The sequence below is a fragment of the Paenibacillus sp. DMB20 genome, from assembly GCF_000987955.1.
GTDB lineage: Bacteria > Bacillota > Bacilli > Paenibacillales > Paenibacillaceae > Paenibacillus_AQ.
In genome coordinates, this window is sequence record NZ_LAZU01000053.1 from 224,862 (window position 1) to 250,904 (window position 26,043).

The 26,043-nt window shown below is 48.5% G+C and carries 23 protein-coding genes, 2 pseudogenes and 1 riboswitch; of the genes and pseudogenes, 22 read left to right on the plus strand and 3 right to left on the minus strand.

The genetic code is table 11. The features are described from left to right. Nucleotides 1-477: 477 nt before the first annotated feature. Both XI25_RS29020 and XI25_RS29025 read left to right on the plus strand, forming a co-directional pair. The gene (locus XI25_RS29020) at nt 478-873 is read left to right on the plus strand and encodes a hypothetical protein (RefSeq protein ID WP_235440492.1); all 396 of its coding nucleotides are present in this window, start codon (nt 478-480) and stop codon (nt 871-873) included. A gap of 259 nt (nt 874-1,132) precedes the next feature. Further along, nucleotides 1,133-1,464, plus strand: a pseudogene (locus tag XI25_RS29025) (DUF4064 domain-containing protein). Nucleotides 1,465-1,561: 97 nt separating this feature from the next. Here XI25_RS29025 and XI25_RS29030 read toward each other — a convergent pair. Continuing rightward, nucleotides 1,562-2,641: an alpha/beta fold hydrolase gene (locus XI25_RS29030; RefSeq protein ID WP_052759790.1), complete on the minus strand. Its 1,080-nt coding sequence runs from the start codon at nt 2,639-2,641 to the stop codon at nt 1,562-1,564. Beyond that, entirely contained in the window at nt 2,638-3,240 is a 603-nt protein-coding gene (locus XI25_RS29035; protein ID WP_046681306.1) for a TetR/AcrR family transcriptional regulator, read from the minus strand. The genes XI25_RS29030 and XI25_RS29035 overlap by 4 nt, the downstream gene beginning before the upstream one ends. A 180-nt stretch (nt 3,241-3,420) precedes the next feature. Here XI25_RS29035 and XI25_RS33855 point away from each other — a divergent pair, with 180 nt between their 5' ends. The 10 genes and pseudogenes from XI25_RS33855 (at nt 3,421) to cobS (ending at nt 12,279) form a co-directional block, all read left to right on the plus strand. After that, nucleotides 3,421-3,594: a hypothetical protein gene (locus tag XI25_RS33855; RefSeq protein WP_200901496.1), complete on the plus strand. Its 174-nt coding sequence runs from the start codon at nt 3,421-3,423 to the stop codon at nt 3,592-3,594. Nucleotides 3,595-3,726: 132 nt separating this feature from the next. Further along, the gene (locus XI25_RS29040) at nt 3,727-4,608 is read left to right on the plus strand and encodes a YwqG family protein (protein ID WP_046681307.1); all 882 of its coding nucleotides are present in this window, start codon (nt 3,727-3,729) and stop codon (nt 4,606-4,608) included. A gap of 209 nt (nt 4,609-4,817) precedes the next feature. Beyond that, nucleotides 4,818-5,909 carry a threonine-phosphate decarboxylase CobD gene (gene cobD, locus XI25_RS29045; protein ID WP_046681308.1) on the plus strand — a complete coding sequence of 364 codons (1,092 nt, stop codon included), beginning with the start codon at nt 4,818-4,820 and terminating at the stop codon, nt 5,907-5,909. A gap of 16 nt (nt 5,910-5,925) precedes the next feature. Continuing rightward, entirely contained in the window at nt 5,926-6,648 is a 723-nt protein-coding gene (locus XI25_RS29050) for an adenosylcobinamide amidohydrolase (protein ID WP_046681309.1), read from the plus strand. Continuing rightward, nucleotides 6,645-7,622, plus strand: a complete 978-nt coding sequence (gene cbiB, locus XI25_RS29055) for an adenosylcobinamide-phosphate synthase CbiB (protein WP_046681310.1) — start codon at nt 6,645-6,647, stop codon at nt 7,620-7,622. Before XI25_RS29050 ends, cbiB begins: the two co-directional genes overlap by 4 nt. Further along, entirely contained in the window at nt 7,613-8,203 is a 591-nt protein-coding gene (locus XI25_RS29060; RefSeq protein ID WP_052759791.1) for a histidine phosphatase family protein, read from the plus strand. The genes cbiB and XI25_RS29060 overlap by 10 nt, the downstream gene beginning before the upstream one ends. A gap of 100 nt (nt 8,204-8,303) precedes the next feature. After that, nucleotides 8,304-8,507, plus strand: a riboswitch (cobalamin riboswitch). Nucleotides 8,508-8,744: 237 nt separating this feature from the next. Further along, nucleotides 8,745-9,749, plus strand: a complete 1,005-nt coding sequence (locus XI25_RS29065) for an ABC transporter substrate-binding protein (RefSeq protein ID WP_046681312.1) — start codon at nt 8,745-8,747, stop codon at nt 9,747-9,749. An 85-nt stretch (nt 9,750-9,834) separates the two neighbouring features. Next, nucleotides 9,835-10,905: a nicotinate-nucleotide--dimethylbenzimidazole phosphoribosyltransferase gene (gene cobT, locus XI25_RS29070; protein ID WP_052759792.1), complete on the plus strand. Its 1,071-nt coding sequence runs from the start codon at nt 9,835-9,837 to the stop codon at nt 10,903-10,905. Further along, nucleotides 10,902-11,473, plus strand: a pseudogene (gene cobU, locus XI25_RS29075) (bifunctional adenosylcobinamide kinase/adenosylcobinamide-phosphate guanylyltransferase). Before cobT ends, cobU begins: the two are co-directional and overlap by 4 nt. Next, a complete protein-coding gene (gene cobS, locus XI25_RS29080) occupies nt 11,470-12,279 on the plus strand; it encodes an adenosylcobinamide-GDP ribazoletransferase (RefSeq protein ID WP_046681313.1) in 810 nt (269 codons plus the stop codon). Before cobU ends, cobS begins: the two are co-directional and overlap by 4 nt. Nucleotides 12,280-12,397: 118 nt before the next feature. Here the strand turns inward: cobS and XI25_RS29085 are convergent, their stop codons facing one another. Then, nucleotides 12,398-12,943, minus strand: a complete 546-nt coding sequence (locus tag XI25_RS29085; RefSeq protein WP_046681314.1) for a DUF1697 domain-containing protein — start codon at nt 12,941-12,943, stop codon at nt 12,398-12,400. A gap of 467 nt (nt 12,944-13,410) precedes the next feature. On the opposite strand from XI25_RS29085, the gene XI25_RS29090 reads away from it, so the two are divergent. From XI25_RS29090 to XI25_RS29135, 10 genes are all read left to right on the plus strand, one after another. Continuing rightward, nucleotides 13,411-14,376, plus strand: a complete 966-nt coding sequence (locus tag XI25_RS29090; protein WP_152669243.1) for an ABC transporter permease — start codon at nt 13,411-13,413, stop codon at nt 14,374-14,376. 14 nt (nt 14,377-14,390) lie between these two features. Next, nucleotides 14,391-15,278: a carbohydrate ABC transporter permease gene (locus XI25_RS29095; RefSeq protein WP_046681316.1), complete on the plus strand. Its 888-nt coding sequence runs from the start codon at nt 14,391-14,393 to the stop codon at nt 15,276-15,278. Between the two features lie 56 nt (nt 15,279-15,334). Beyond that, nucleotides 15,335-16,921: an extracellular solute-binding protein gene (locus XI25_RS29100; RefSeq protein WP_046681317.1), complete on the plus strand. Its 1,587-nt coding sequence runs from the start codon at nt 15,335-15,337 to the stop codon at nt 16,919-16,921. A gap of 67 nt (nt 16,922-16,988) precedes the next feature. Then, the gene (locus XI25_RS29105; RefSeq protein WP_052759793.1) at nt 16,989-18,134 is read left to right on the plus strand and encodes an ROK family transcriptional regulator; all 1,146 of its coding nucleotides are present in this window, start codon (nt 16,989-16,991) and stop codon (nt 18,132-18,134) included. A gap of 74 nt (nt 18,135-18,208) precedes the next feature. Beyond that, nucleotides 18,209-19,078 (plus strand): sugar phosphate isomerase/epimerase family protein, encoded by an 870-nt coding sequence (locus XI25_RS29110; protein ID WP_046681319.1) that lies wholly within the window; start codon nt 18,209-18,211, stop codon nt 19,076-19,078. A gap of 139 nt (nt 19,079-19,217) precedes the next feature. Next, the gene (locus XI25_RS29115; RefSeq protein ID WP_046681320.1) at nt 19,218-19,490 is read left to right on the plus strand and encodes a hypothetical protein; all 273 of its coding nucleotides are present in this window, start codon (nt 19,218-19,220) and stop codon (nt 19,488-19,490) included. 70 nt (nt 19,491-19,560) lie between these two features. Further along, nucleotides 19,561-20,703, plus strand: coding sequence for a response regulator (locus XI25_RS29120; protein ID WP_046681321.1), 1,143 nt, complete (start codon nt 19,561-19,563; stop codon nt 20,701-20,703). Between the two features lie 34 nt (nt 20,704-20,737). Then, nucleotides 20,738-21,406 (plus strand): class D sortase, encoded by a 669-nt coding sequence (locus XI25_RS29125; protein WP_046681322.1) that lies wholly within the window; start codon nt 20,738-20,740, stop codon nt 21,404-21,406. Between the two features lie 323 nt (nt 21,407-21,729). Beyond that, a complete protein-coding gene (locus XI25_RS29130; protein ID WP_152669244.1) occupies nt 21,730-22,461 on the plus strand; it encodes an Ig-like domain-containing protein in 732 nt (243 codons plus the stop codon). Then, entirely contained in the window at nt 22,448-26,020 is a 3,573-nt protein-coding gene (locus tag XI25_RS29135) for a SpaA isopeptide-forming pilin-related protein (protein WP_046681324.1), read from the plus strand. The genes XI25_RS29130 and XI25_RS29135 overlap by 14 nt, the downstream gene beginning before the upstream one ends. Nucleotides 26,021-26,043 lie beyond the last annotated feature (23 nt).

Consider the following 26,043-nt stretch of genomic DNA (forward strand, 5'->3'; position numbering starts at 1 on the left):
AAAAAAAATCGCATTTCTTACATTTGGCTTTCGATGTTTATTAGTATATCTGTGATCTACGATAAGTCATTTGTCAGATTCCAGTATTCAAAGTGTTAGGAACTTTGGTCCAGAGGATGCTGCGCAAGCCAACGGAATTAAGCAAGGTGAACACATAATCTCTCTATATGGTCAAAATGGATCGGAGTATTTAAGGCTTCATGTTTATGCATCTGATTCTAGAAATCATACTCGGTGGCATTATCATACAAAAGATAATTGGCCTGACCATAAAGGTAACGTTGATTTATACCATAATTCACTTCCAAAATGGGGTTCAGAATAAAGTTGGATAAAAGACGATTTCTATTAACGTTTGGTCGTAATTTAGACCACAGTAATATCGACTATTTGGTAAGAAGCCGATTATTAAGGTATAAGGGCGGGATCCAGAAGGATTACTTTAACCCCATTCTTCAAAAGGGAGCCGAAGTGATTTTGAACTACCAGATCATCGATACGAATTTTGATCGAATATCATCTAAGTATTATTTGGATGATTATCATATTACGGAAGCTCAGAAGAACGGTTTTTTGCTTTCATTGAAAAAGCTAAAAGGGACTCATGTCTGGTGCGATCCGCGAATTCAAGGCCATGCCTTTTGTGTAGTTGATGGGATCGAGTACAGTTTTTATGTCTATCGATCACTTGAAGGGCAAGATTACCGTTTTCCCCAATATTACAATGATGACGGTAACGCTGATCCTATTGTACACAGTCAATTGCATAAAATGCCTGAGGAAGAACAATATTTGCAGTTTCCTTCCGATTTGAGTAGAGAGGTCAAAGATGAAATAACGATCAAATGGATAAAGAAGCTGATTAAAATGTAGTAAATTACGGTAACCCGCCTGTAATTTTCCTATCAATAGTATGAATTATATTTACAGATATATTTTATAGAAACGGATAAGCTCTACGGGCTTGTCCGTTTTATGTTGGATGGATGCCTTTGAATTTTCGATGGCTAACTTTACTCCTCAAAATTCCACAAAAACAGACAAATCCCTCCAACAAAACAACAAAATATACTTGGATAATACGGGAATATCGTGTATAGTACATTTGAACCAGAGAAAAGGAGGTGTATTTATGTTTGCAATGGGTCTTATAGCGGGGATTTTCGGGATTATTGCTTCGATTGTTGCTCTTATGATCGGGGGAGTGGACGCTGCATTTTCCGACAGCGGAACATCGAGTATTACTGGACTTGCAATTTCTGCAATGTTGTTTAGTATTCTTGGTATTGTTGGCGCTGCATGGCAAAAGCAAAACCAAAGGTAGCCGGTGTACTCATGATTGTGAGCGGCATTGCCGGGTTTATTAGTATTTTCATGTTCTACATATTGTCCGGCGTCCTCTTTATTATTGGGGGATTCATGGGTATTTTGAGCAAAAAGAATGTACATAGCAAAACTGCTTAACTCAACAAGGCTCGGATAACTTTTATCCGGGCCTTTTAATGATGTCACTGGCGAGACGCAGTACAACTCTTCATTGAGTTGGATCAAAGAGGACCTTTTATCGTATCCGGTCCAGAATATCAAATAATGCCTCGTTAAATTTCTCCTTCTGATCCAGCATTGTTGCATGGCCCGCATCCGGAATGGAATAAAACAACTGAAGCGGCGCCGTTATGTTCGGAAAGAATTCTTTTGCTAGCGGATAGGGAGTTTGCCAGTCTCGTTCTCCCTGTATGTAAAAGACAGGTATTTCATAGGTTGTCCCCAATAACATCAGATCAAACGATTCCATCAAATATTTCATAAGATGGGACTGTCCATCGCCAACGGCCCCCGTACGGAAAAAATAGCTTACATCCTTGAACGTATAAAAAGGGGAACATAAACCGCTTATGATGAGGTCGATTGTAGCGCCGGCAGATAATTTATATTTACTTTGGTACTTGCGAACCTTTGTAAGTTTTTTAAGCATCTCGCTATCGAATTGATGTGGTGGGTATGGTCCCAAACGAAGGAGTGCTTGATAATCTTTATTGTCGTTCGCCGCTTTCGCAGATTCCAGCACCTTTTCATAACCGACACGCTCATTTTCCATCATATTCACGACCTGCCCCACGCCGATATAGGCTTGCGCAAGTTCCGGATATTTTTTAATAAACAGGCTGCCTAGCACCGACCCCCATGAATGCCCCATGATGATGATCTTCTTTTTCTTGTATTTCTTTTTCAAATATTCTACGACTTCGTACGTATCATGAATAACTTGTTCAATCGTGGTTGTTGGCGTAATTTGTTTCGGATTGTTTTTAAAGTAAGTTTTTCCGCAATTCCTTTGATCCCAATGGACAACCGTTACGCGCTTTTCCCAAGGAATCTGAAATTCTTGGGCAAACGGCAGCATGGGCGACCCTGGACCGCCATGTAAAAACAACATCACTGGATTATCAACGTTCTCGCCTCGATGATGTAAATATTGCGGAATCCCTCCGATCGTTACAAATTCTCTACAATCTATACCCATACCCTCCGATGAAATCCGAGTTTTCATGGAAGCCTTTGTTTTCTTGTATTGCATAGATAGAGCCAGACAAATCATGAGTATAAGAACTCCGCCCAAAATGATCCATGCTATTGTCATTTGTACCTCCCGGTGGAATCTCCCACCACATAATCGGCTATGGATTGGATGAGAATATCTAGAGCTTTCTCTTTGCCTTGCTTTCCGAAAGATGTTTCAGTCGATCCTACAAAATGGAGCGCATTCATTAAATAGGCCACCACATTAAAATCGCATTCGGATTCCTCAATACCGCAAAGGGATATGATCCTGCCAAAATAGTCATTTGATTTCCTTGCTTCCCCATCCGTCACCGCAGCAGGAAGTTTGCGAAGAAGATACTCAATATCCGATGGCGAAACATAAAAAACAATGCTATCCTCGGCCAAATAGACTTCCTTTAACGCTTTTATAAACCGTTCCCTTACTTCTGTTTTTTCGGAAAGCACGGCCTCCACTTTTTTAAACATTCGGTGCTCGCTCTTTTTAATAATCTCATAGAGAAGTTCTTCTTTGGATGTATAGTGTGAATAGAAGGAACCTTTGCCCATATTAGTTGCCATGGTTATATCTTCTACTGTGACACGCTTCACGCCCTTTTTCCGAATCAACTCAATGCCTTTAACATACATGGCGTCTTTAATCATCTTTTTTTCATGTTCACTAACAATCTTCGGCATCCATCCTGCTCCTTTTTTTGACTGAAAAATTAATTTATAGTCAATAAAAACACAATAGCTCTTTTTCCATCTTTTTTCAAGAGATTTGTCCGTGACAATGGAATTAAAGAGGAAATATTCCATATTTGTTGAATGAAGTTTAGATAGAGATTGGAAAATGGAGAATAAGGAGGGACATCAGTGGAAAAAGAAAAAGAGATTCAAGCACTCAAAGAGCGATTGAATAACGTCGAGAAACAGCTTCAGAGAAGATCCAATGACTTTAAAGCTGTAAAGATAGCAATCTTCGCAGTAATTGGTATATTTTTACTTTTGGCGTTAATCGGGATTATTCAATTTGTAAGCGCCGGGTAGATAAAAAGAAGTACCTACGTTCTTTTCTCCAGGTATTTCGCCACACCCAACATAAAACAAATAGTCACACGGAATGGGAGACTATGCTTCAGGTACACTGAAAAAGATATCGAGGAGAGGAGAGGTTTCACTTTGCTGGAACACAATCGAATCAAGCTGGAGCAGCAATTGAAGGAGCATGGTTTTGAACATGCGTTGAATTATTTGATGGAGACGACGCGGCAAGGGGTGCGTTGCGCTAAAAACGGGAAGGCGGACTACACGAAGCCCGGACGTTCGCGCGTTGGCGGCGATCCGGATTTGCCGCCAACGTTTGCATGGCCGCTTACATCGGATGGGAAGCCCATGACCTTTTTGGTTCAATTGAATATGCAGGATACAGCTCAGCGTGATGCCAATGAATGGTTGCCTAAAACAGGCATGCTCTCTTTTTTTCTCGGGATCGACGAGCCGGCTTACAACATCGAACATCGGGTCATATGGTTCGACGAATCGGAGCTGCTGACGGTTGTCCGTCGCGAACCGCCGGGCGAGACGGCGCTGGAAGAAACTTACGCCGGTTTTGATCTGGCAGAGCGTTCCTCTCTGGAACCTCCCAACTATGCTTACATGGATGAAGATCAGGTCGAGAGCGAGAATGCCGACTATGAGGATTATGAGGATTTGCTATTTGAGATTCGTGACGAAGGAGACGACGATATCATTCAGGTATTCGGTTATCCGACCGGACAGCATGATGATGCGGAATATGAAGCGGCTCTTTACCTTCTGACCGGGGAGCCGTACGAGTATAGCATGGATAAAGCATTGACAAAGATAGCGGCACATTTCGGCGGCGATAAGACGAAGGCGAAGCAGGAAGTCGCGGATATGCTGATGCTGCTGGAACTGGAGACTGACGATGACGTGGGTTTCTGCTGGTGGGATGCAGGAGTGCTGCACTTTTTCATTCGAAAGGAAGACTTGATCGCAGGACGGTTTGATCGTACCTACTGCTCGCTGTATTCCAGCTAAACCGTGGATACGAAAGTTAATCGATGTTGGCGGCGTTAATGCCAAACCATAACCCCGAGTTTCATATCGCCATATGCTTGTCCTCCACGGAAGCGTATGGCGATATTTTCATTTCTCTTCATCGGATCTTTCGGTCTGTCATTGACGCATCCGAAGAGCCCGCGCGATAATGGACACATTGAATAAATTCAGGCAGAGGGGTTATCGGCATGTTGGAGAAATACGGTCATGGAGGGGACCTGGAAAGTGCGGCGAAGGCCTATGGAGTGAAGGAGAGCGCATTCCTGGATTTCAGCGCGAATATTAATCCATTCGGTCCGCCTCGTCAAGTATTGGAGCAATTGGAGCAGGCGCTATCGTCCATCATTCGTTATCCGGATCCGGGCCATCGGCAATTCAAAAGCCTGCTTGCCCGCAAGCTGGGCGTGGAAGAAGATCATATATGCGTAGGAAATGGCGCGGCGGAATGCATGTCTCTTATTCTGCTGGGGCTTCAACCGCAGAAGGTGGGGATTATCGAGCCTTGTTTTTCGGAGTACCGGCAGCTGTCCGAGCAATTTGACATCGAAGTGCATTCGGTCCGCGGCAGAAGAGATCAGGATTGGAAAGCAGCGGTTGAGGATATTGAGGAATTAATACAGCGGGTGGACCTTCTGTTTATCGGTCAACCGAACAATCCCAATGGAGTTCAGTACTCGCTTCAGGAATTGCATAAATTAGCCGACACGGCGGAGCAATCCCGAACCTACCTCGTGGTAGACGAAGCCTTTATCGACTTCATTCCGGAACAACGGCAAGCTTCATTATTGGCGGAGCTCGAAAAATATACCCGTACGCTGTTGGTACGGTCCATGACGAAGTTTTATGCCATCCCCGGTTTGCGATTGGGATATGCCTTGGCCCATCCGGATGTCATCCGATCCATGCAAAGGAAACAGGTAACCTGGAGCGTGAACGGACTGGCCTTGTTGGCCGGCGAGGCGGCCCTTGCTTGCGATGAGGAATTCGAGGAAAGCACCTTGGAGCTGATTACGAAAGAGCGTGAAGTGCTGGTCCGGGGGCTTCGGAAGTTAGGGTGCGAGGTAAGTCCGGGGGAAGCGAATTTTTTGTTGGTGAATCTGCCTGAACCATGGCGGGCGATCGATATGCAGCGGGAACTTGGACGCCGGGGAATCTTAATCCGAAGCTGCGCGATGTATCCGGGACTTGGCCAAGGACATATTCGCATCGCCGTTAAAGGCCCGGAAGCCAACCGGACATTTCTAAGCAAGATACAGCTTGTGATCGACAGTTTTGAATGAGATAGGAGTGTTCCAAATGACAACGCCTTTTTTAAATGAATCCGGTACTCACTATGAATCGACGGCCTGGCCGGGTCTGACGCTTACTCGGCATGAACGTCATCTGCTGCTTCGCACCCCGGTCCCAGTGGATTGCCTTAGCAGCGCTATACATGGGGGAGGGATGAAAAGGATCGATCGCGCAGCCAACATTTATGTGGATCGGTTTTATGACTGCAGTAACCCGGAAAAAGACGTGAAAAAGCTCTTCGAAGATTGGGGTTATGACCCGGGGGCGACGGTAGGATTATTGACCGCGGTTCAGCTCAAGCATGCTGCCGTTCTTGAAGAAAGCGGAAAAGACGCCTCCCTTTTCTGCTGTACTACAGCCGGGGTTTCGAACGGCGCCCGGGCCGGATCGGAGCGGACGACCTTTCCCGTATACCAACCGGGTACGATTAACATCATGCTTATGATTGATGCCAGAATGACGCAAGGCGCCATGGTTAACGCCGTCATCACCGCCGTGGAAGCGAAGGCGGCCGCATTGGCGGATCTGGGCATTCGCGATGCGGAGAACGGCCTGATCGCCACGGGAACGACAACGGACTCCATCGTCTTGGGAGTCAGCCAATCGCCGTCCTATCCCATCGAACACCGATATTGCGGAACGGCAACGGATCTGGGAGCTGCGATTGGGCGAGTCGTTTACGGAACGGTAAAAGAAAGCTTGAACGCTGCGGGAGTGAAGCCGGCATGATGGAATGGTTCCCCGTATTCATCCTATGCGCTGCATACCTGCTAGACCTGATCATAGGGGATCCGCGATGGCTTCCCCACCCGGTGATCGGCATGGGCCATGCGATCAAGCGGCTCGAGAAGAGGATCCGCCGTCATGTCTGTCAGCCGGACGGCCTCAAGAAAGCCGGGATTTTATTCCCCCTCCTCATCGTCGGGGGGGCATGGATAATAACCTGGGCACTGCTAAAGGGACTGGGCCTGATTCATCCCTGGCTTGCCATAGGAGCGGCGGTCCTGCTGATTGCTACGACCATTGCCACGAAAGGACTTAAGGATGCCGGGATGGAAGTATATGCTCATCTCAAGAGCGGGGATTTGCCCGCTGCCCGGCAAGCCTTGGGGATGATTGTCGGGAGAGACACGGACCGCTTGGACGAGCCCGAGATTGTCCGCGGAACGGTGGAAACGGTCGCCGAAAACATCGTGGATGCCATCGTTTCTCCGCTGTTCTACGCTTTGATCGGAGGTGCTCCCCTTGCCATGGCTTATCGGGCCGTCAATACCCTGGATTCCATGGTTGGATACAAGAATGATAAATATTTGAATTTGGGGTGGGCATCAGCCCGTTTGGATGATATCGCGAACTTCATTCCGGCCCGAATCACCGCTTTATTGCTGGTCGTCAGCAGCTGGATCATGCGCCTTGATTACAAAACATCTTGCCGCACCATTAAACGCGATGCGCGTCTTCACCCAAGTCCCAACAGCGGCTTTCCGGAATCGGCCGTCGCCGGCGCTTTGGGGATTCGGCTTGGGGGAGAGAACGTGTATCACGGCGTGGCGTCTTTTCGTGCTTACATGGGAGAATATTCACGTCCGCTCGACAAAGGGGATATTCTATCGACCGTAAGATTAATGCTGGCATCATCGCTGTTGTTCCTGCTGCTGGGCATACTCGTCATATGGAGTGCAGGTGGAGCGCTATGGAGTTAGAACTGGTATGCGTTCGTCATGGCACAACGAAGTGGAATAAGGAGAAACGTTATTTGGGGCATACCGACATCGGTATACTCCCGGAGTCATTGACCAAGCTTATGCCTGTGAAAAAAGTCCTTGAAGGGAGAACGTTTCGAAAGGTATACTGCAGTGACTTAAAAAGGTGCAGAGAAACGCTGGATTGGATCTATCCGTCTTCAACCGATAGGGCGGTCTTCGATCGCCGGTTGCGGGAAATGGATTTTGGAGAATGGGAAGGGCAGACGTACGATCAGTTAAGGCATTCCGAAGTTTACCGGGAATGGCTGGACAACCCTCAATCCGTGACTCCTCCCGGAGGCGAGGCCTGGGCGCATTTTCAGGGCAGGCTGACCGATTTCATGAATAGTCTGACCGCTTTGGCGCAGGCAGAGAGCAAGGACAACCGCGTGCTGGTGGTAACTCACGGAGGAGTGATAAGGCAGCTTGCGGCGATGACGATTTCAGGTTCCGCCTTTTGGGACTTCTCGGCAGATCCAGGGAGCCTGTTCACGTTGAAGCTGACATTTGAAGGCGGTAAATGGATAGGGCATTTGTAAAAGGGGCTCCCCTGGGACCGCCCATGCAAGGCAAAGGCTTGTAAGGCGTCCCTATCTGACCTATAATCTTGAAATGAGAGGTAAGACTTGTACCTAAATGAATATGGTTAACTTGTAAGGTCCGGGTTTGGAAGATTTCTTCGATGCCCGGTTAAAAGGGAAGCCGGTGAGAATCCGGCACGGTCCCGCCACTGTGAAACAGGGATATTCTCTTCGTGCCACTGTTCTGCGGCAAGCAGGATGGGAAGGCGAGAATATCAGCGAACCTGTGAGTCAGGAAACCTGCCTTACGAGCCGTACGACGGTCCTTCGAGGAAAGGATTACGTTTGGCTTGTGGATGTACCGAGTTTTTAATACGGTGCATAGCCTGCAGAACTCGCTGCAATGACCAGGAGCCTGCATGACGTAATCCCTGATCCTTTCTTGTCAAAGAAGATCAGGTTTTTTTTGTTGCATAGACTTTCGTTATGATCATTCATTGTAATAACAAGGGGAGCGTCTCGGAGACCATGAAAACGAAGACAGAGGAGAGAAAGCACAATGAAGCAAACGTGGAAGAATTGGACTTTGGGCGCCATGATGGTCATGCTGGTACTGGCGCTTGCAGCTTGCGGAAGCAATAGTGAACCGAAACAAGGAACCGAGCCGGCACCGGCAGCGACGGAAAAAACGGCTCCCCCCGCCGAAGAGGCAAGCGTTCTGAAAACGGAGTATCCTCTGACCGTAAACGATGCTACGGGCGAGGCTCTTACTTTTAAAGAAGCGCCAAAGAAAATTATATCGATCTCGCCTGCGGAGACCGAAACATTGTTTGCGCTGGGTTTGGACGAGCAGATTGTCGGAGTTTCCGACTTTGACGATTATCCGGAAGCGGCAACGACCAAGCCTAAAATGGGTGGTTTGTACAATCCGAACGAGGAAGCCATGATTGCCGCGCAGCCCGACCTCGTGGTAACGGGAATCTCCATGAGCGCCGAAGCTGCACAGCATTTGCGCGATCTGGGAATTACCGTCTTCAAGACGGATCCGAAAAAGCTGGACGATGTGATGGCAAATATTGAACTGTTCGGCCAAATCACGGATCATCAAGAGGAAGCCAAAAAAGTGATCGAACAAATGAAGAAAGAGCGGGACGAAGTGACGGAAGCGGTCAAATCGCTTACGCCTGAGCAGAAAAAGAAAGTATACATCGAGTTTTCTCCCGGTTGGACGGTTGGCAGCGGCGAGTTTATGGATGAATTGATCACCTTGGCCGGAGGGGTTAACGTGGCAGCCGATACCGTGGGATGGAATGAAATCAGCGAAGAAAAAATCATTAAAGACAACCCGGACGTGATTCTGTACTCCAAAAACGTTACGGATGAAAAAACCAAGAAAACGTTGGACCAAATCATTAAAGGACGCAGCGGTTGGGACCAAATCACGGCCGTTAAGAACGATGCCGTGGTCGGACTGGATGATAACGTGATTAGCCGTCCGGGTCCGCGCGTGACGCAAGGCCTTAAAGAGATAGCAAAAGCGATTTATCCCGAACTGCTGAAATAAGTTCATTTTTGAAAAAGCGACCGAAAGTCGTTTTCGCTTGCGAAACTTCCTGCGATCGTTTAGAGCCATTAAAGGAGCGATAATGATGAGACAAGAAATCATGGAACACATCGGAGAAATTCGCGGTCTTGATCAAGCGGCGATCCAGGCTGCCAAATCGCACATAAACAACCTTACGGTTCCTCCGGGCAGCCTGGGCAAACTGGAGGCCATGGCGGTACAACTTGCCGGGATCACCGGAACCGTAAAGCCTTCTTTTGACCGTAGGGAAGTTATTATTATGGCAGGCGATCATGGAGTATGCGCTGAAGGCGTAAGCGCCTTTCCTCAGGAAGTGACGCCTCAAATGATTCATAATTTTCTTGCGGGCGGCGCAGCGGTTAACGTTCTTGCCAGACAAGCAGGCGCGGAAATTGCATGCGTGGACATCGGAGTGAACAGCGAATTATCCCATCCCGATCTCCTGTCTCGTAAAATCCGTTATGGAACGGCAAATATGGCGCAGGGACCGGCCATGTCCCGTGAGGAAGCGATGCAATCGATTATGGTCGGGGCAAAAGTGGTTGAGGATGCCGTCAAAAGGGGTGTCCAGCTATTCATAACCGGCGAGATGGGCATCGGGAACACGACGGCGAGTTCTGCGGTAATTTGTGCGTTAACGGGCATGCCGGCAAGCGATGCGGTGGGGAGAGGGACCGGCATTGACGATTCGCGCCTGCAGCATAAGATCGCCGTGGTTGACAAAGCTTTGAAGGTCAATGCTCCCGATCCGCTGGATCCCATCGATGTACTGGCTAAGGTGGGCGGCCTTGAAATCGGCGGGCTGGCAGGCGTGATTCTGGGATCCGCAGCAAACGGCTGCCCGGTCATTATCGACGGATTTATCTCCAGCGCGGCTGCGCTGCTTGCGAAAGCGATCTGTCCGGCATCCGCCGATTACATGATTGTGTCCCATGTTTCCCATGAACAGGGACACCGGAGGCTGCTTCAGGAATTGAATCTCCGCCCTGCATTGGAATTGGATCTCCGTATAGGCGAAGGTACAGGCGGCGTATTATGCCTGCATCTCGTGGATGCGGCATGCCGAATCGTCAGCGAAATGGCAACCTTCGAAAGCGCGGGGATCTCGGGCGAAACCCAGGAGCAGACGATATGATAACGCTTGTCACAGGCGGGGCAAGAAGCGGAAAGAGCAGCTTTGCCGAGAAGTTATGCATGTCGAAATCGGAACAAGCGGTGTATATCGCTACGGCTCAAGCCTTTGATGACGAGATGAAGGACCGAATTGCCCTTCATAAGTTGCAGCGGAATCATGCCGGCTATTGCTGGCGCAATGTGGAAGAGCCGTTTCATCTGGCAAAACTCCTGAGGGATTGGCGTGAGAACAGCCTGGGTGAAGAAGCTTCGCCCCTTCGGTTCTGGTGGATTGCCTTACGCTATGGCTGTCCAATATCCTTCTGTTCCATGAAGGACGGAAGGATGCCCAAGAGCAGGTGAAAGCCGAAATCCTTGCTCTTGTGGAGCAGGCGCAGCTGTACCCCGGGCATCTGATCATGGTAACGAATGAAGTGGGCAGCGGGATTGTGCCGGAATATCCGCTGGGCAGAATGTATCGTGATTTAGCGGGGTACATGAATCAGGCCGTAGCGAAAATCAGCTCCGAGGTATTCCTGGTCACGGCAGGCATTCCGATTGAACTGAAAAGCAGGGAGCATCGGCTATGACGAAATGGGGACAAGCGGCTGCGGCCGCTTTTCAATTTTTATCGCGTTTTCCCGTGAAGGCCAATCTCGATTACTCGCCGGCGCTGTTTCTCCAAAGCGTGAAGTTCTATCCGGCCGTAGGAGCCGCGATCGGATTGGTCGTGTGGGTCGGCGCTGCCGGACTGGCGTATTTGCTCCCCCCGTTGCCGGCTGCAGCCTTGACCCTTATCTTATGGGTGTGGCTTACGGGAGGGCTTCATATGGATGGCTGGATGGATACGGCTGACGGCATATTAAGCTACCGTTCACGAGAAAAGATGCTGGATATAATGAAAGACAGCCGCGTAGGAGCCATGGGGGTTCTTGCATGCGTGCTGCTCCTCATGCTGAAGCTTTCCTTAATTTATTCACTGCTGCATCAGGGCCCCAACTACTCGGGACTTCTGCTTCTTCCTTTGATTTGGAGCCGTTGGTTCATGGTTCATGCGATGGCTTCATGGCCGATGGCCCGCGGCAAGGATGGACTGGCGGGGAACTTTCATGGACTGGGCAAAGGGCAGCAATGGGCCGCGCTGCTTATGGCGGTCGTGCTGTCCGGAGCTGCGGCATCGATAGCGCCCTCGATCGCTATGGACTCCCGTTCCGTGCTTGCGGCACTTCTGGGATTCCTGATCGTCCCGGTGGCATTGTGGTGTGCGGGAGTATGGCTGGGGCGTCGGCTGAACGCCGCATTGGGCGGTTTAACGGGGGATACCTATGGCGCGCTGAACGAGTTTCTTGAAGCGGTGGGCTTGCTTTTGCTAGTACTGTTATTTAATCAGATATGAGAGAGGCTCCGCTTCAAAAGCAGCCATAGGCCAATAAGGCGGCCATTCGTACCGTATGGAAACGAATGGCCGCTTTCTTTGATGACCCGGAATGACTGCATATATTACGTGATCCGGTTTAACCCTGTGCAGCCAGCATAAACTCGTAAATTTTACGGGTGGTATTCACATTTCTGACCGTCATTTGGCGGCTGATTTTGTTGCCGGCAAGCTTCTCCATACCGCTTTTGGCCAGATCGGCTTTGTCGATCGACCATAGAATCGCCCCCGGTACATATTTAACCGTATCCACTTCCGGCCGAATAACGAGCTTCTCCAGCACCGTCTCATCGTCGATGTCATCCCATAAGAACAGCACATCGCTTTTCATCTGCTTGTCGTTGGTCCAGGACTCGGGAAGGGCCTGCATAACCTTTGCAAAGTCATCGAAACTAAGGACCAGTACCTTGATCCGCAATCCGAAGGCTGCATGTATGGCTTCTTCAAGCAGGTTCGATATCTCGTTTTTGGACCGGCTGTCGTCCGTGAAAATAATATTGCCTGTATTGATATAGGTTACGACGGAACGCATACCCGCCTCTTCAAAAACCTCTTTCAGCCGTTTCATCTCGATTTTATTGTTTCCCCCGACGTTGATTCCCCGAAGAAGAGCGGCATAGACCATGTTTATCCCTCATTTATCATATTTAAAAGCCCCGGTTTCTATTTTAAGAGATAAGAAAGTATAACTCCAGAGGTTTGCCTCCTTATCTCGCAAGAAAAACATCCGTTAAATGCGTCTGCTTCTGAGAAAGTACGTCGATAGACGTTTTTCATATTACGGATCAAAAAAATTGTCGATTAATTAATAAAGACACTGTACAAATTAATTAAATCAGTTATAATGTGATAACAAGCTTGTTAAAAATGCTGGAAAACAAGAGAGGAATATCATTCAATCGACGAAAATGTAACCGCTTAATGGAAGCGATTGCGAATGCGCGAATCAGTAGTGGGGGACACGCACGAATGATATTAAGGCTCAAACGGGAGGGAGGCCGCGCGATCCGTATTTTAGCAGAAGTACTTTGATGGTTCAGAAGAGAGAGGAAGTATTCGTCAAAGTATCAGACGTTTGAAGGGAGTATGAACATGGCTAGCTCTGAACAGACCGTAATACAGATGGGAAGGAAGAAGAACAAGGGTTCCAAGCTTCAGTTATGGGCCAAAGAGATTGTCTACAACAAATGGCTGTACATTATGTTTTTGCCTGTTTTCATATGGTATTTCATATTTGCCTACTGGCCGATGCATGGTTTGTTGATGGCATTTCAGAAGTACAACGTGGTAAAAGGGATCACGGGCAGCGAATGGGTAGGAATGAAGTATTTCAAACAATTCCTGGACGACCCTCACTTTTGGAGACTGATCAAAAATACGCTGCTGCTGAATATTTACAGCTTGATTTTCGGATTCCCGGTGCCGATTATTTTGGCTCTTTGCTTTAACGAAATCCGAAGTCTTCTGTTCAAAAAAGTTGCGCAGACGATCAGCTACCTGCCTTACTTTATTTCGACCGTGGTCGTGTGCGGGATGGCTCTGACGTTCCTGTCCCCAAGCACGGGGGTTGTCAATATCATCTTGAACAAATTCGGAATGGAGAGCGTTTACTTCTTCCAGGACCCGGCGTATTTCAGAACGATTTACGTGCTGCTGGGAATTTGGCAGGGAGCCGGATTTTCCGCCATTATTTATATCGCCGCCCTCTCGGGCATCAGTCCCGAACTGTACGAAGCAGCCAAGATCGATGGGGCGGGAAGATGGAGCCAGCTCCGATATATTACATTCCCGAGTCTGGTCCCGACCATCATTATCATGCTGTTGTTAAACCTGGGAACCATTTTAACGGCCGATTTCGGCAAAATCCTGCTTTTGTACAATCCGACCATTTATGAAACCGCGGATGTGCTGAATACTTACGTGTACAGAAAAGGCCTCATTGACAACAACTACAGCTATGCCACGGCGGTTGGCCTGTTCCAGGCCGTTATCGGTTTCATCCTGGTATACGGGGCCAATTACTTGAGTAAAAAGGCAAACCAGACTTCGCTTTGGTAAATGGGGGAGAGAACATGCTTAAAACCAAAAAAAGAGTGGACGCCGGTGATGCCCTTTATTTTGCATTCATCTATCTGTTTATTATCGTCACTTGTATCGTGATGCTCTACCCGTTTATTTACATCATATCCGTATCGATCAGCGATACAGACAGCGTGATGCGAAATGAAGTGCTTCTCTGGCCGAAAGGAATAAACTTGTCGGCTTATGAGACGGTTCTGAACTATAAGGGAATGATCATGGCCTATGGAAATACGATTTTCTACACGGTGGCGGGAACCTTTCTAAGCTTGCTGCTAACGACGCTTGCAGCCTATCCGCTGTCCCGGAAAAACTGGAAGCTGCGCAACTTTGCGGCCATCTTTCTGGCGATTCCATTATGGTTCGGCGGCGGAATGATTCCATTTTATATGGTCATGAGAGACCTGCATTTGCTTAATTCCCGAATGGGCATCTTGTTGTACGCAGCGATTTCGACGTTCTACATCATCATTGTGCGAACCTATTTCGAGAGTCTTCCCAAAGAGATCGAGGAGTCGGCCAAGATCGACGGGGCCAGCGATATCCGGATATTCCTGCAAATGGCGCTGCCTTTGTCCAAACCGGTCCTCGCGGCCATCGGCTTGTATTATGCGGTTGGCAAATGGAACTCCTTCTTCTGGGAATTGATACTGCTTAGCAAGGAACAATTGATGCCGGTTCAGGTGCTGTTGGTCCGAATTATCCGGGACAGCTCATTCGATAAGGAACTGGAGAAGGCGCTGGTGCAAAGTTCCGGTGTTCTGCCGATTACGATTCAATATGCGGCTATTGTGATTACGGCCCTGCCGATTATTATGGCCTATCCGTTTCTGCAAAAGTATTTCGTGAAAGGGGTGATGATCGGCGCCGTTAAGAGCTAGTGATTCGAAAACAGAGAAGTACCGAGAGTGAATAATCCAAAGTGGAGGTCGTAAGAATGCACAGACAATGGAGAAAGAACAGGATATCCTTATTGATCATTGTTATGATTATGGCTCTTCTGACATCGGCATGCGGGGGAGGATCGTCCGAAGGAGAACCGCCGTCAGACAAACAAAGCGGTTCGGATGATCAAAAGGTGAAATTATCGATCTTTATTGCGAGCCGGGCAACGGACGAAATGTACACCAACGAAACTCTGGTATGGAAAGAAATCGGGAAAAAGTTTAACGTTGAATTCGACTTCATTACAGGTGACGCCAAAACGATGCGCGACAAGTTTCCGCTTATGATTTCTTCCAACGAGTATCCGGATATCGTCGCGGATGCGCCCAGCAACTTCAACAAGTACGGTCCGCAGGGCGTGTTCATCCCGCTGAATGATCTGATCAAAGATAAGCCTAATCTGCAAAAATACTTAGTAGACGACAAAATCGCCAAATCCCAGATCGTCAATGCCGATGGCAATATCTACGCGGTTCCCATGCTGTCCGCGGTCCGTACATCGGAAGGACCGTTGGTTCGTCAGGACTGGCTGGATCGCTTGAAATTGCCGGTTCCGGAAACGATTGATGATTGGTATAATACGTTGAAAGCGTTCAAAGAGAAGGATGCCAACGGCAACGGAGATTCGAACGATGAAGTGCCATTTTCCACTGCCGGTACGTTTTATCTGAACTTTGCCGATGCTTGGGGCATTGATTTGAACGAGGATGGCCGCTGGATGGAGGAGAACGGCAAGATGATTTACACGCCGATCGATCCGCGCGCCAAGGAATTTTTGACCACGATGAACAAATGGTACAGCGAAGGATTGTTTGATAAAGAGATCCTGTCCAGACAGGATAAAGACTATACTTCGTTGGTTTTCAACGATAAGGTCGGTGCAACCAACCATTGGGTCGGATATGTGGCAAGCTTTAATTCCAGACCGGAAGTCGAGAAAATTAAAGGATTTAACTTCCAGGTTACGCCTCCTCCCGTCATGAACAAAGGCGACCAACCTCTTACCAGCAGACAGCAGCAAATCGTGGTGCCTGTTGCTTGGGCCATCAGCAGCCAGAATGAGCATGTCGACAAAACGATGGAAATTTTTGAGTATGCTTACAGTGACGAAGGCCAGCTGCTGTTCAACTTCGGAGTCGAGGGCGACACGTATACGAAAGAAGCGGACGGAACGCTCAAATATACCGACAAGATCATGAAAAACCCGGACGGGGCAGCGAAGGCATTAAATAGAATCGGAGCGCAGCCATGGATCGGTTTCCGTCAAGACCCGCGTTATGAGAAAGCCGCGGCGGTGAGCGAGGATGCTGCCAAGCAACTGTTCTATTACGTCGACCAAAATTATTTCCGGGATCCTACGCCTGCTTTGAAATACAGCGAGGATGATTTCGAGACATACAACGAGATCAAAACGCCGATCGATACCTATGTCAATGAGATGATCAGCAAGTTTATTGTCGGGCAGGAGCCGTTATCCAAATTCGATGAATTCGTTGGACAAGTAAAATCGATGCGCTTTGACGAACTGGAAGCCATCCAGAACAAAGCATATGAGGCAAATAAAGAATTGATGAAGTAGCAGATAAGAATAATGGAAACTAGGGGGTTTCTTTTATAGAGAACACATTACCCTGGAGAAAGGTACAATGATGAAACATATTAGAGGTAACGTATATCTAATGAAAGAAATCAACCGAGCGACCATCTTAAGCTTACTTCATAGGGAAAAAGCGATGTCCCGGGCGGATATGGCAAAGGTTACGAAGCTGAGCGCCACGACCGTATCCTCCTTGGTGGACGAACTGATTGCCGAAGGCTACGTTGTCGAATCGGGCGAAAAGTCATCGGTAGGTGCGGGGCGCAAGGCCATATCGCTGGAGATCAGCAAAGATAAAGGGTTTGTCATTTCGGTCGGGCTGGGCAACCACTCGTTTTACTGCACGCTGTCCAATTTTCACAGTGAAATTGTAGCTGAGCTTACGGTTCCGGCCGTAAAAGGAAACGACCAGGTTCTACAGGCGATTTTTCACTGCATAAGCGAGATTGCCCGTATAGCGGGAGTCGGTGACTTTTCCCAGATCAAAGGAATAGGCATTGCTTCTCCGGGCATTGTCGACGAAAGCAGCAGCACGATAACCTATGCGCGTTATTTGAATTTGAAGGACTTCGAGATCGTCAAACAGCTTCAAACCCGTTATTATAATCTGCCTATTTACGTAATGAACGACACGAATGCCGCCGCGTTTGCGGAATATTATCTGGAGACGAGTCCTAACGTTAAGAACGTGCTCTACGTATGGATATATGAAGGCGTCGGAGCCCGGTTTATCGTGAATGGCCAGGTCTACTCGGGATATAAGGGAAGAGCGGGCGAGGTGGCCCTGCTGCATGACAATTGGTTTAACATGACCCATGTGCTGGAGCAGGCGCAGAAAAGGGCAGCCAAGCATGGCTGCCCCGTACCTCAAAGCATTGAGGAAGTTGTGCAGGCCTATGAACGCGGGGAAGACTGGATCGAGACGGTGATGAATCGGAGCCTGGTGTTTTTGAGCAGGGCGGTTGCGGTCATGATGAACCTGTTTGGTCCGGAAAAAACCATTTTGGACGGGTGGTTCATGAAATCGCCGAAATGCATGCAGAAGATACATGATCATCTCGCCAAATTTGCGGTGGATGGTTTATACGACTCGAGCTGGGTCATCCCTGCCAGCTTAGGCAAACGAAATTATGTGATCGGCGTAACGACGATGGTTTTGCATCAACTGTTCAAAGGCAAGGTTTCGTTGACTTGACCATGGACTTAAGGGCAGACCGTTCCGGAGTGCCGGTTATGGAACTTGGGGAAACATTGGGGAGATAAAAGACTGTGAAACTGACGAATAAGATAGGCGTAATTGTTGACGGTTTCCGATTGCCCGTGAGGGAAGGACTTCAGAAGGCCAAGTCCGTTGGCGCGGACGGCGTACAGATATTCGCGGTGCACGGGGAGATGGATCCGGATCATTTATCCGTTTCCTCCCGTCAAGAACTAAAAAAGTACATTGATTCTCTCGGATTGGAAGTTACGGCTTTATGCGGCGATATTGGACATGGATTTCAGGATCGTTCGGAAAACGACCGGAAGATCGAGAAGTCCAAACGAATTCTGGATCTTGCGGTGGAGCTTGGGACGAACGTTGTCACCACGCATATCGGCGTTATACCGGAGGATGAGAATGATCCTGTTTATGAAGCGATGCAAGCAGCCTGTGCCGAGCTGTCGGCGTACGCCAGCAGTTTGGGGGCCCATTTCGCCGTCGAGACGGGACCGGAAACGGCTGCAACCCTAAAAAGATTTCTCGATTCATTGGGTACCAGAGGAGTCGCCGTCAATTTCGATCCGGCGAATTTGGTTATGGTTACCGGCGACGATCCGGTAGAGGGAGTCAAGCTGTTACGGGATTACATCGTACATACGCACGTAAAGGACGGAATTCGCTATAAGCCCATCGATCCGAGGGAAGTGTATGGTTCGCTCGGTTATGAGAGTAAGGATCAGAGTTTGGCGAAGAGGATTGAAGCGGGCGAATTTTTCCGGGAAGTGCCGTTAGGGCAAGGCGTCGTGGATTTTGAGGCTTATTTCGCGGCACTCCGGGAAATAGGTTATACAGGGTATCTGACCATTGAACGTGAAACGGGTCAAAACCCGGAACATGATATTTCCGGAGCGGTCCAGTTTATCCGGCAGTATAAATAATCGGATTTCATATTAATAAAGTCATAGAAGAAGAGGCGATGAGCCTCTTCTTTTTTTGTGTTCATTGAAAATTCAAAAAATATTCAATCGCGCGTGATTCAATGAAGTAATTGAACTACCAACAGTGAGAGGTATTGCTATGGTTATATCAAATCAACAGCAGGAAGCACTGGATCAGGCAAAAAAACATGGCGGCAAGCTAATAAGATGGCGGGGCGGAATGTGGACGTTCGAAGGAGCCGCTTGCACCGGGGAAAACTGGTGCGGCGTGCCGGAGCCCGAATGGTATTGCACAACCAATACCATATTCGCACTGGTCAGACGCGGGTATCTGGTCATGGACGGATGGGGGAGCTGCTCTTTGGGCATGGATGAACCCGGACGAAGAAAATTGGACAGAAACACAATGTGAATCGACACAACCGGAACATAATTGCTAAAATATAGAGAACATACTTGGAATGGAGGCTGTCAGGAACGGGATGGTTTTCAAAGCAATGGTTGTGGATGACGAAAAGCTTGGATTGATGAAATTGACCAAGTTATTGAAAGATCAGCCGAATGAAGATATTCAAGTCGAAATCGTCGGCGCTTTTCAAAACCCGTTGGATGCGCTCAAAGCTGCTGAGCGGGAAGTGGTACACTTGGCTTTTCTGGATATCGAGATGCCCGAAATGAGCGGTTTTGAGCTCGCGGAGCGGCTTTTGCAGCTTCGGCCGCATGTCCGCATTATTTTTGTGACGGCCTATCAGGAGCATGCGGTAAAGGCATTTGAATTAAATGCCCTGGACTACTTGTTGAAGCCCGTTCACCAGATCCGACTGGAGAGAACGCTGCTTCGGGCCGCCGAGTTTTTATCGGTGCCGGCTCCCTTGAATTCCAAAAGGATGGCAGCCAAGCTGTGCTGCATGAATCGGCTTCGCTACATCGATGCGGATGGAAATGAACAGGCCTTCGTATGGAAAACGTTAAAGGCGCCCGAGCTGTTTGCCTATCTTGTGTATCATCGGGATAAGACCGTTTTTAAACAAACGCTTATCGATTTGTTATGGCCGGGCTATGACGAAGATAAAGCAACGGCCCAGTTATATACAGCGATCTACCAAATCCGGAAAGTGATCAAAACGGCGGGGCTCGACCTTGAAATCAAATATAAGGATGAGGGTTATCAGCTGGTATGGGGCGATTTGAAACTCGATTTGGATGAGTGGAAAAAAGCGATAGCCGAAGCCCCCGAAGTGACGCCTGACACCTTAAGCCTTCATCATTCCATAAAAGCTTTATATACCGGGAACTTTCTTGAGGAGCACCGTTATATCTGGGCCGAGCATGAGCAGGAACGAAATTTGCTGATTTGGTCCGACCATGTGAGGAAAATGGCCGAGTGCTGCGTATCGGTTAAAAATTACACGGAAGCTATTCTGTTGTACCAGGAAATCAAGGAAAGGGCACCCGACATGGAGGAAGGCTATTTCGGTCTGATGATAATCCATGCGTCCTTGAATCATCCGGGCGAAGTGCGGAAGCAGTATCAGCTTATCTCGGACAGACTTCTTGAAGAATTCGACGTGGAGCCAAGCAAGAAGCTTAAAAGCTGGTATTCAAAATGGAGTGCCGATTTATAATTCGGCAAGCCGGAAGAAGAGGTTAAGAAGCAGGATGAAAAGGAAAATTACGGCTATATTGCTTATCGTTATGGGAATCGTGGTCCTGCTGTTCCCCAAACTATCGGAAATGTATTACGACCATCAGCAGGAACAGTTGCTGAAGGAATGGCAGGTTAGTCTTCAGAACATTGATAACGGGGAAGAGCCAACAGGGCAGGAGCAGGAAAAGAAAGAAACCGGGAAGCCGGCTTCAACCCGCTCTGCTGTCAAGGTTAGCAATAAGAAAGAACCATCCAAGCCTAAAACGGATGAAAATACGGACGGAGTACTTACGATTGAAAAAATAAATTTGAAACTTCCCATTCTTCAAGGGGCAACCAAGGAGAATATGAGAACGACCGTCGCCAGCATAACAAACACGGGCCAGCCCGGCGAAGTCGGAAATTACGCCATAGCAGGTCACCGGAACCGAACGTACGGCAGAAATTTCAACAGGCTGGATGAATTGGAATTGGGGGATCGTATCGGGGTTAACGATGGAAGGGAGTCATACGATTACGAGGTGACCGAAAAATTGTATGTCAAACCTGAAGAGGTCTGGGTGCTTAAACCGAACGGAAGCGATAAGGAAATTACTCTTGTCACTTGTCACCCGCTTGTAAACCCTACCCATCGTTTGATTGTAAAAGGAAAAATGGTAGAGCCAACCACTCGCTTATAATAGTCGAGTGGTTTTTTTGTTTTCTGAAATATTCAGAAAAAATTCAACGGCATGGTATAGATTAGTTCTGATGGGCTAACATGACACGTCTAATATACAACAGTAAATATAGCCTTTTGATCTGCAAGTGGAGAAGGGGGAGTGAAGGGGACTGGAAGAGGGCTGGAAGCCGCTCTTCGAATGTTTTTAGAAGTGGCTTCGTTCGTAGAGAAGGACGAAGAAGACGTGTTTGGCTTGTGATTGTTATATCTTGTGAGGTGAAACTTCTCGTTATGAGGAAATGGCAAAAATCAGTGTATTACCTTTTAGTAGCGGTTTTGCTTATGAATCTGCTGATTCCGGTTTCAGCCGCTGGGGCGGATGGCACCGTAACGCAAAACCCTGCTCCTGCGGAAACCACGGTTACCGATAGCGTTTACGGAGGACCGGGACCGAAGACGGTTACGAACAGCGTTTACGGAGAAAATCAAATTAAAACGAACATCATTACAAACGTGGTGTTGAAAGACAAGGACGGCAATAACATCGAAGACATCCGGCCGGACCAAGGCTCCCGCGTACAGGTGAATTACGAATGGAAGCTGCCGGCCGGCCACGGATACAAGTCGGGCGCGGCTTTTGTATTCAGCTTGCCCGACAAGTTTAAAGTCGATCGCATGCTGACCGGAGATTTGACCATCAACGACGGCGGTACGATCGGCGCCTATGAAGTGACGCCGGAAGGCCAAGTCACGTTCACCTTCAACGAAGGGATCGAAGACGAAGAAATCGCCGGTTATTTTTATGTGTGGAGAGAATTTGAAGAAAGCAAGTTTAACGGCGGCACGAAACAAGAAATCATTTTCCATGTTGGAGACGATCAAATCATCATCCCGATCCATTTTAAAAGCGACAACAGCAGCGAGATGGATAAAAAGGGGTTAGCGGATAAAGGGATGAATCCCGGCGAGATCACTTGGACGGTGGACTTCAATAAAGGCGAGAAAGCGATCAAAAAACGCCGTATTCAAGGATACGCTGCCTGCTGGTCTCACGGTGGACATGAGCTCGATTGAAGTAAGGGAATTGGCCGTTCAGCTGGACGGCAGCGTGATTCCGGGTTCCCTGGCCACCGGTTACACCCCTAAACCTCTGAACGACGGATTCGAGATCGGGCTTGGCGATATCGATGGTGCGTATCAAGTGAAGTACACGACCCGCATTACGGGCACCCAGGATGCGACTTATACCAATAAAGCGGTCGTTACCGGCGACAACTTGGACACTCCCCTGGAGAAATCGGCCAATGTTGAAGTGAGATACAGCAAACCGCTTGATAAAAAAGCCCTCCATTACGATGCACCGACGCAAACGATAACATGGTCCATTCAGTACAATTACAACGAACGGAAGATCGCCCAGAGCGATGCCTGGCTGAAAGATGCTTTTGATAAAAAACAGCTGGAGTTCGTTGACGGATCTTTTGAGATCTACGAAATGGCCATCAAAGATAACGGCAGTGCCGTACGGAAAACGGGCAAACCATTAATTCCGGGAACCGACTACATATTGGATACGAAAGCCGAATATGGTTTCCATTTGAGCTTTAAAAATGAAGTAACCTCCGCGTATGAGATCATATATAAAACCAAAGCTTCAGGGCGGATATACGATGAGAGCGTTGCTATCAACAACAAGGTCGAAATGTATGACGGTCATTCCAAAGAAACGGGGCGGAACATCGGTCAGGTCATCTTTGACAAGTCTGCCGGGAACGTTGACTATGCGAACAAAACGATCGAGTGGACCCTTAGCTTGAATAAGGATCAACAGGAAATGAAAAATGTCGTGATTCGGGACGATATTAAAGGGCAAGGCATGACGTTCCTGCCGGACACCTTGCATATCAGCGGTTTAGAGCTTAATAAAGACTACACCGTGAAGCCGGATCCATCATACAAGGAAGCTTTTGTGATCGAGTTCAAAAACCCGGTCAAGAAGCATCACTACATTACCTATAAAACAAAATTCAATTTTGCGGAAATCCAGAATAAAGAATACAGAAACAGGGCGGTACTGACCTGGGAGGATGAAAAAGGACCTCACGAAATCGAAAAATCGGCCATTGTCAGACCGGACAACTATACAACAGGGAACGGCAACAAGACGGGCGAATATAACGCGGTCACCAAGGAAATCACATGGACCATCGATGTAAACTATAATCTTCATCAGATCGGCAGCGCGGTTATCCGCGACTTTTATACAGGGGGGCAAACCTTTGTAGAAGACTCTTTGACCGTTCATCACCTGACCCTCACGGGAGGCAGAGACGGCGTTGAGTTGGGAGCCGAAGTTCCGAAGACCGGATACACGTTCCAGAAGCAAACCGAGAACGGTCTGGACGGTTTGGAGATTAAACTGGGCGCGATTGACAGCGCATATCGGATCACCTATAAAACCAGTCTTCAAGGTCCGGTTGCAGCCGAATACAAAAACCATGCCGCAATGTGGGACGAAAGCAATCCCGACCAAAAGATTTTTGAAAAATCGGCCGTCGTTAAACCCAAGTTCGGCGGCGAGTTCTTGAACAAAACCGGCAAACAAGGGACGGGCGCCGACCAGGATTTTGCTTTCTGGCAGCTAAGCATTAACCGGAGCCAATCGCATTTGGAACCGGGGGCTGAAGTAACCGATACGCTGTCCGGAAACCAAATCCTCGTCAAGGATTCCTTTAAACTGTATGCAACCATCGTTGACCCATCCGGCAGCCTTAGAAAAGGCGGGCTTGCGGATCCTGCAAGCTACAAGCTGGATATCGGCGAGACTCATTTTAAACTTACGTTTGTAAACGCTCTGGATACAGCTTACATTCTGGAATATCAATCCTTTATCAATGCCGAGGACGGCGAAAACATCGACAACAACGCCAAGTTCTCCGGGAAATCCATCGAAACGGTGGAAGACAGTGATCAAGAAGTGGTCATCGTACGGTTCTCGGGTGCCGGAGGCGGCGCGAATTCGCCGGGTAAAGGAGACTTGAAAATCGTAAAAGTGGACGCCGGTTCGAAAAAACCGCTGGCAGGGGCCAAATTCGGATTGTATGATGCCTCCGGAGCCAACCTGCTGAAAGAACTGGTCACGGATGAGCAAGGACGCGCAGTGTTCGAGGGTGTCAAATACAAGAACTACATCCTGAAGGAACTGTCGGCTCCATCCGGCTATGTCATCGACCAGGCTTACTTGAAGGGCAAACTCATCAAGTTTGCGGCGTCTTCCAAGGAGTTTACGGTTGAAAACGAAAAAGGAACATGGAACCTGGAGCTGACGAAGATCGACCGGGATCAGCCATCCAAAGGTTTGGAAGGTGCCGTATTCAAACTTCAATATGATAACGGATCAGGCTTTGCCGACGTTATCGGCTACGAAAACCTGACAACGGATGCGAGCGGAAAGATTCTTCTTTCGAAGCTTCAGCCGGGCAAATACCAACTGGTGGAAATCAAAGCGCCGAAAGGCTATAAACTGAACTCCACTCCGATTCCGTTTACCATCGAGCCTAATCAGACAACGGTTAAAACCATTTCGGCACCGAACGAAAGCTACGTTGGCTCTGTCGAGCTCGTGAAGGTGGATAAGGATTCCGGCGCTTCGCTGGCGGGAGCCCAATTCGAGCTGCGTGACGGAGACGGATACGTCTTGCTCACCGGCTTGACCACGGATAAAGAGGGCAAACTGTTTGTGGATCAGTTAAAGGCTGGGAAATACCAATTTGCCGAAATCAGCGCGCCGAATTTATACGTCGTTAATCCGGAGCCATTGAAATTCGAGATCGTGAACGACGTGAAATTGGAAGTTATCTTTGAAAACGAGCGGATGCCGGGCTCCCTTAAGTTGACCAAAGTGGAAAAGGGATATCCGGACAAGAAGCTTCAGGGCGCTGAATTCCGTATTTTGGACGCCAAGCAGAGCCCCGTTAAAGATAAGGACGGTAAGGAGCTGGCAGGACTGGTTACGGATGAGAACGGTGTCCTTCATGTCGAAGGACTTAAGCCCGGCCAGTATTATGTTGAGGAAACGAAAGCTCCTGCCGGTTACATCAGGGATTCCAAACCCATTTTGATAGAAATCCAAAGCGGTCAGGAAACGCCGATAAGAGTCGAGAATATTCGGTACACCGGCGGAGAGGGAGGAACCACTCCACCGAATCCCGAGCCTCCTACAGGACCGAATCCCGAACCGCCTGTAGGACCGCAATCGGAACAACCGGGCGAACCGACGACACCAGGTAACCCGAATGGTCCAACCACGCCGACTGACCCGAATGGAGAAACCGGCGAACCCGGGGATCCGGACGGCGCTGTCGATCCTTTGCCGCCGCCACCGGCTAAAGAGCAAGAGAATAAGCCGGGCAAACCGGGCAAGCCTTCCAAAGGTTCAAACGATGACCCGAAGAAGAATGACAACGGACAGCCTTCGGACGGAGGGAATCAGAAGAATAACCTGCCTTCCGGCCCTGTTCTGCCGAAGACAGGGGAAGAAAGCCAGCTGCTTTATCAACTGATCGGTTATGGCTCGATTCTCCTGGGAGCCGCACTGCTGCTGGTAGGAAGAAAGCGTAAAATGAATTCTTAAATCGATTGAATGGCATTAAACGA

Excerpts from the sequence above, each read along its gene's own strand:
- XI25_RS29030 (WP_052759790.1), bottom strand. The coding sequence starts at position 2,641 with ATGACAATAGCATGGATCATTTTGGGCGGAGTTCTTATACTCATGATT.
- XI25_RS29035 (WP_046681306.1), bottom strand. The coding sequence starts at position 3,240 with ATGCCGAAGATTGTTAGTGAACATGAAAAAAAGATGATTAAAGACGCC.
- cobD (WP_046681308.1), top strand. The coding sequence starts at position 4,818 with ATGTTGGAGAAATACGGTCATGGAGGGGACCTGGAAAGTGCGGCGAAG.
- XI25_RS29050 (WP_046681309.1), top strand. The coding sequence starts at position 5,926 with ATGACAACGCCTTTTTTAAATGAATCCGGTACTCACTATGAATCGACG.
- cbiB (WP_046681310.1), top strand. The coding sequence starts at position 6,645 with ATGATGGAATGGTTCCCCGTATTCATCCTATGCGCTGCATACCTGCTA.
- XI25_RS29060 (WP_052759791.1), top strand. The coding sequence starts at position 7,613 with ATGGAGTTAGAACTGGTATGCGTTCGTCATGGCACAACGAAGTGGAAT.
- XI25_RS29065 (WP_046681312.1), top strand. The coding sequence starts at position 8,745 with ATGAAGCAAACGTGGAAGAATTGGACTTTGGGCGCCATGATGGTCATG.
- cobT (WP_052759792.1), top strand. The coding sequence starts at position 9,835 with ATGAGACAAGAAATCATGGAACACATCGGAGAAATTCGCGGTCTTGAT.
- cobS (WP_046681313.1), top strand. The coding sequence starts at position 11,470 with ATGACGAAATGGGGACAAGCGGCTGCGGCCGCTTTTCAATTTTTATCG.
- XI25_RS29085 (WP_046681314.1), bottom strand. The coding sequence starts at position 12,943 with ATGGTCTATGCCGCTCTTCTTCGGGGAATCAACGTCGGGGGAAACAAT.
- XI25_RS29090 (WP_152669243.1), top strand. The coding sequence starts at position 13,411 with ATGGCTAGCTCTGAACAGACCGTAATACAGATGGGAAGGAAGAAGAAC.
- XI25_RS29095 (WP_046681316.1), top strand. The coding sequence starts at position 14,391 with ATGCTTAAAACCAAAAAAAGAGTGGACGCCGGTGATGCCCTTTATTTT.
- XI25_RS29100 (WP_046681317.1), top strand. The coding sequence starts at position 15,335 with ATGCACAGACAATGGAGAAAGAACAGGATATCCTTATTGATCATTGTT.
- XI25_RS29105 (WP_052759793.1), top strand. The coding sequence starts at position 16,989 with ATGATGAAACATATTAGAGGTAACGTATATCTAATGAAAGAAATCAAC.
- XI25_RS29115 (WP_046681320.1), top strand. The coding sequence starts at position 19,218 with ATGGTTATATCAAATCAACAGCAGGAAGCACTGGATCAGGCAAAAAAA.
- XI25_RS29120 (WP_046681321.1), top strand. The coding sequence starts at position 19,561 with ATGGTTTTCAAAGCAATGGTTGTGGATGACGAAAAGCTTGGATTGATG.
- XI25_RS29125 (WP_046681322.1), top strand. The coding sequence starts at position 20,738 with ATGAAAAGGAAAATTACGGCTATATTGCTTATCGTTATGGGAATCGTG.
- XI25_RS29130 (WP_152669244.1), top strand. The coding sequence starts at position 21,730 with ATGAATCTGCTGATTCCGGTTTCAGCCGCTGGGGCGGATGGCACCGTA.
- XI25_RS29135 (WP_046681324.1), top strand. The coding sequence starts at position 22,448 with ATGAGCTCGATTGAAGTAAGGGAATTGGCCGTTCAGCTGGACGGCAGC.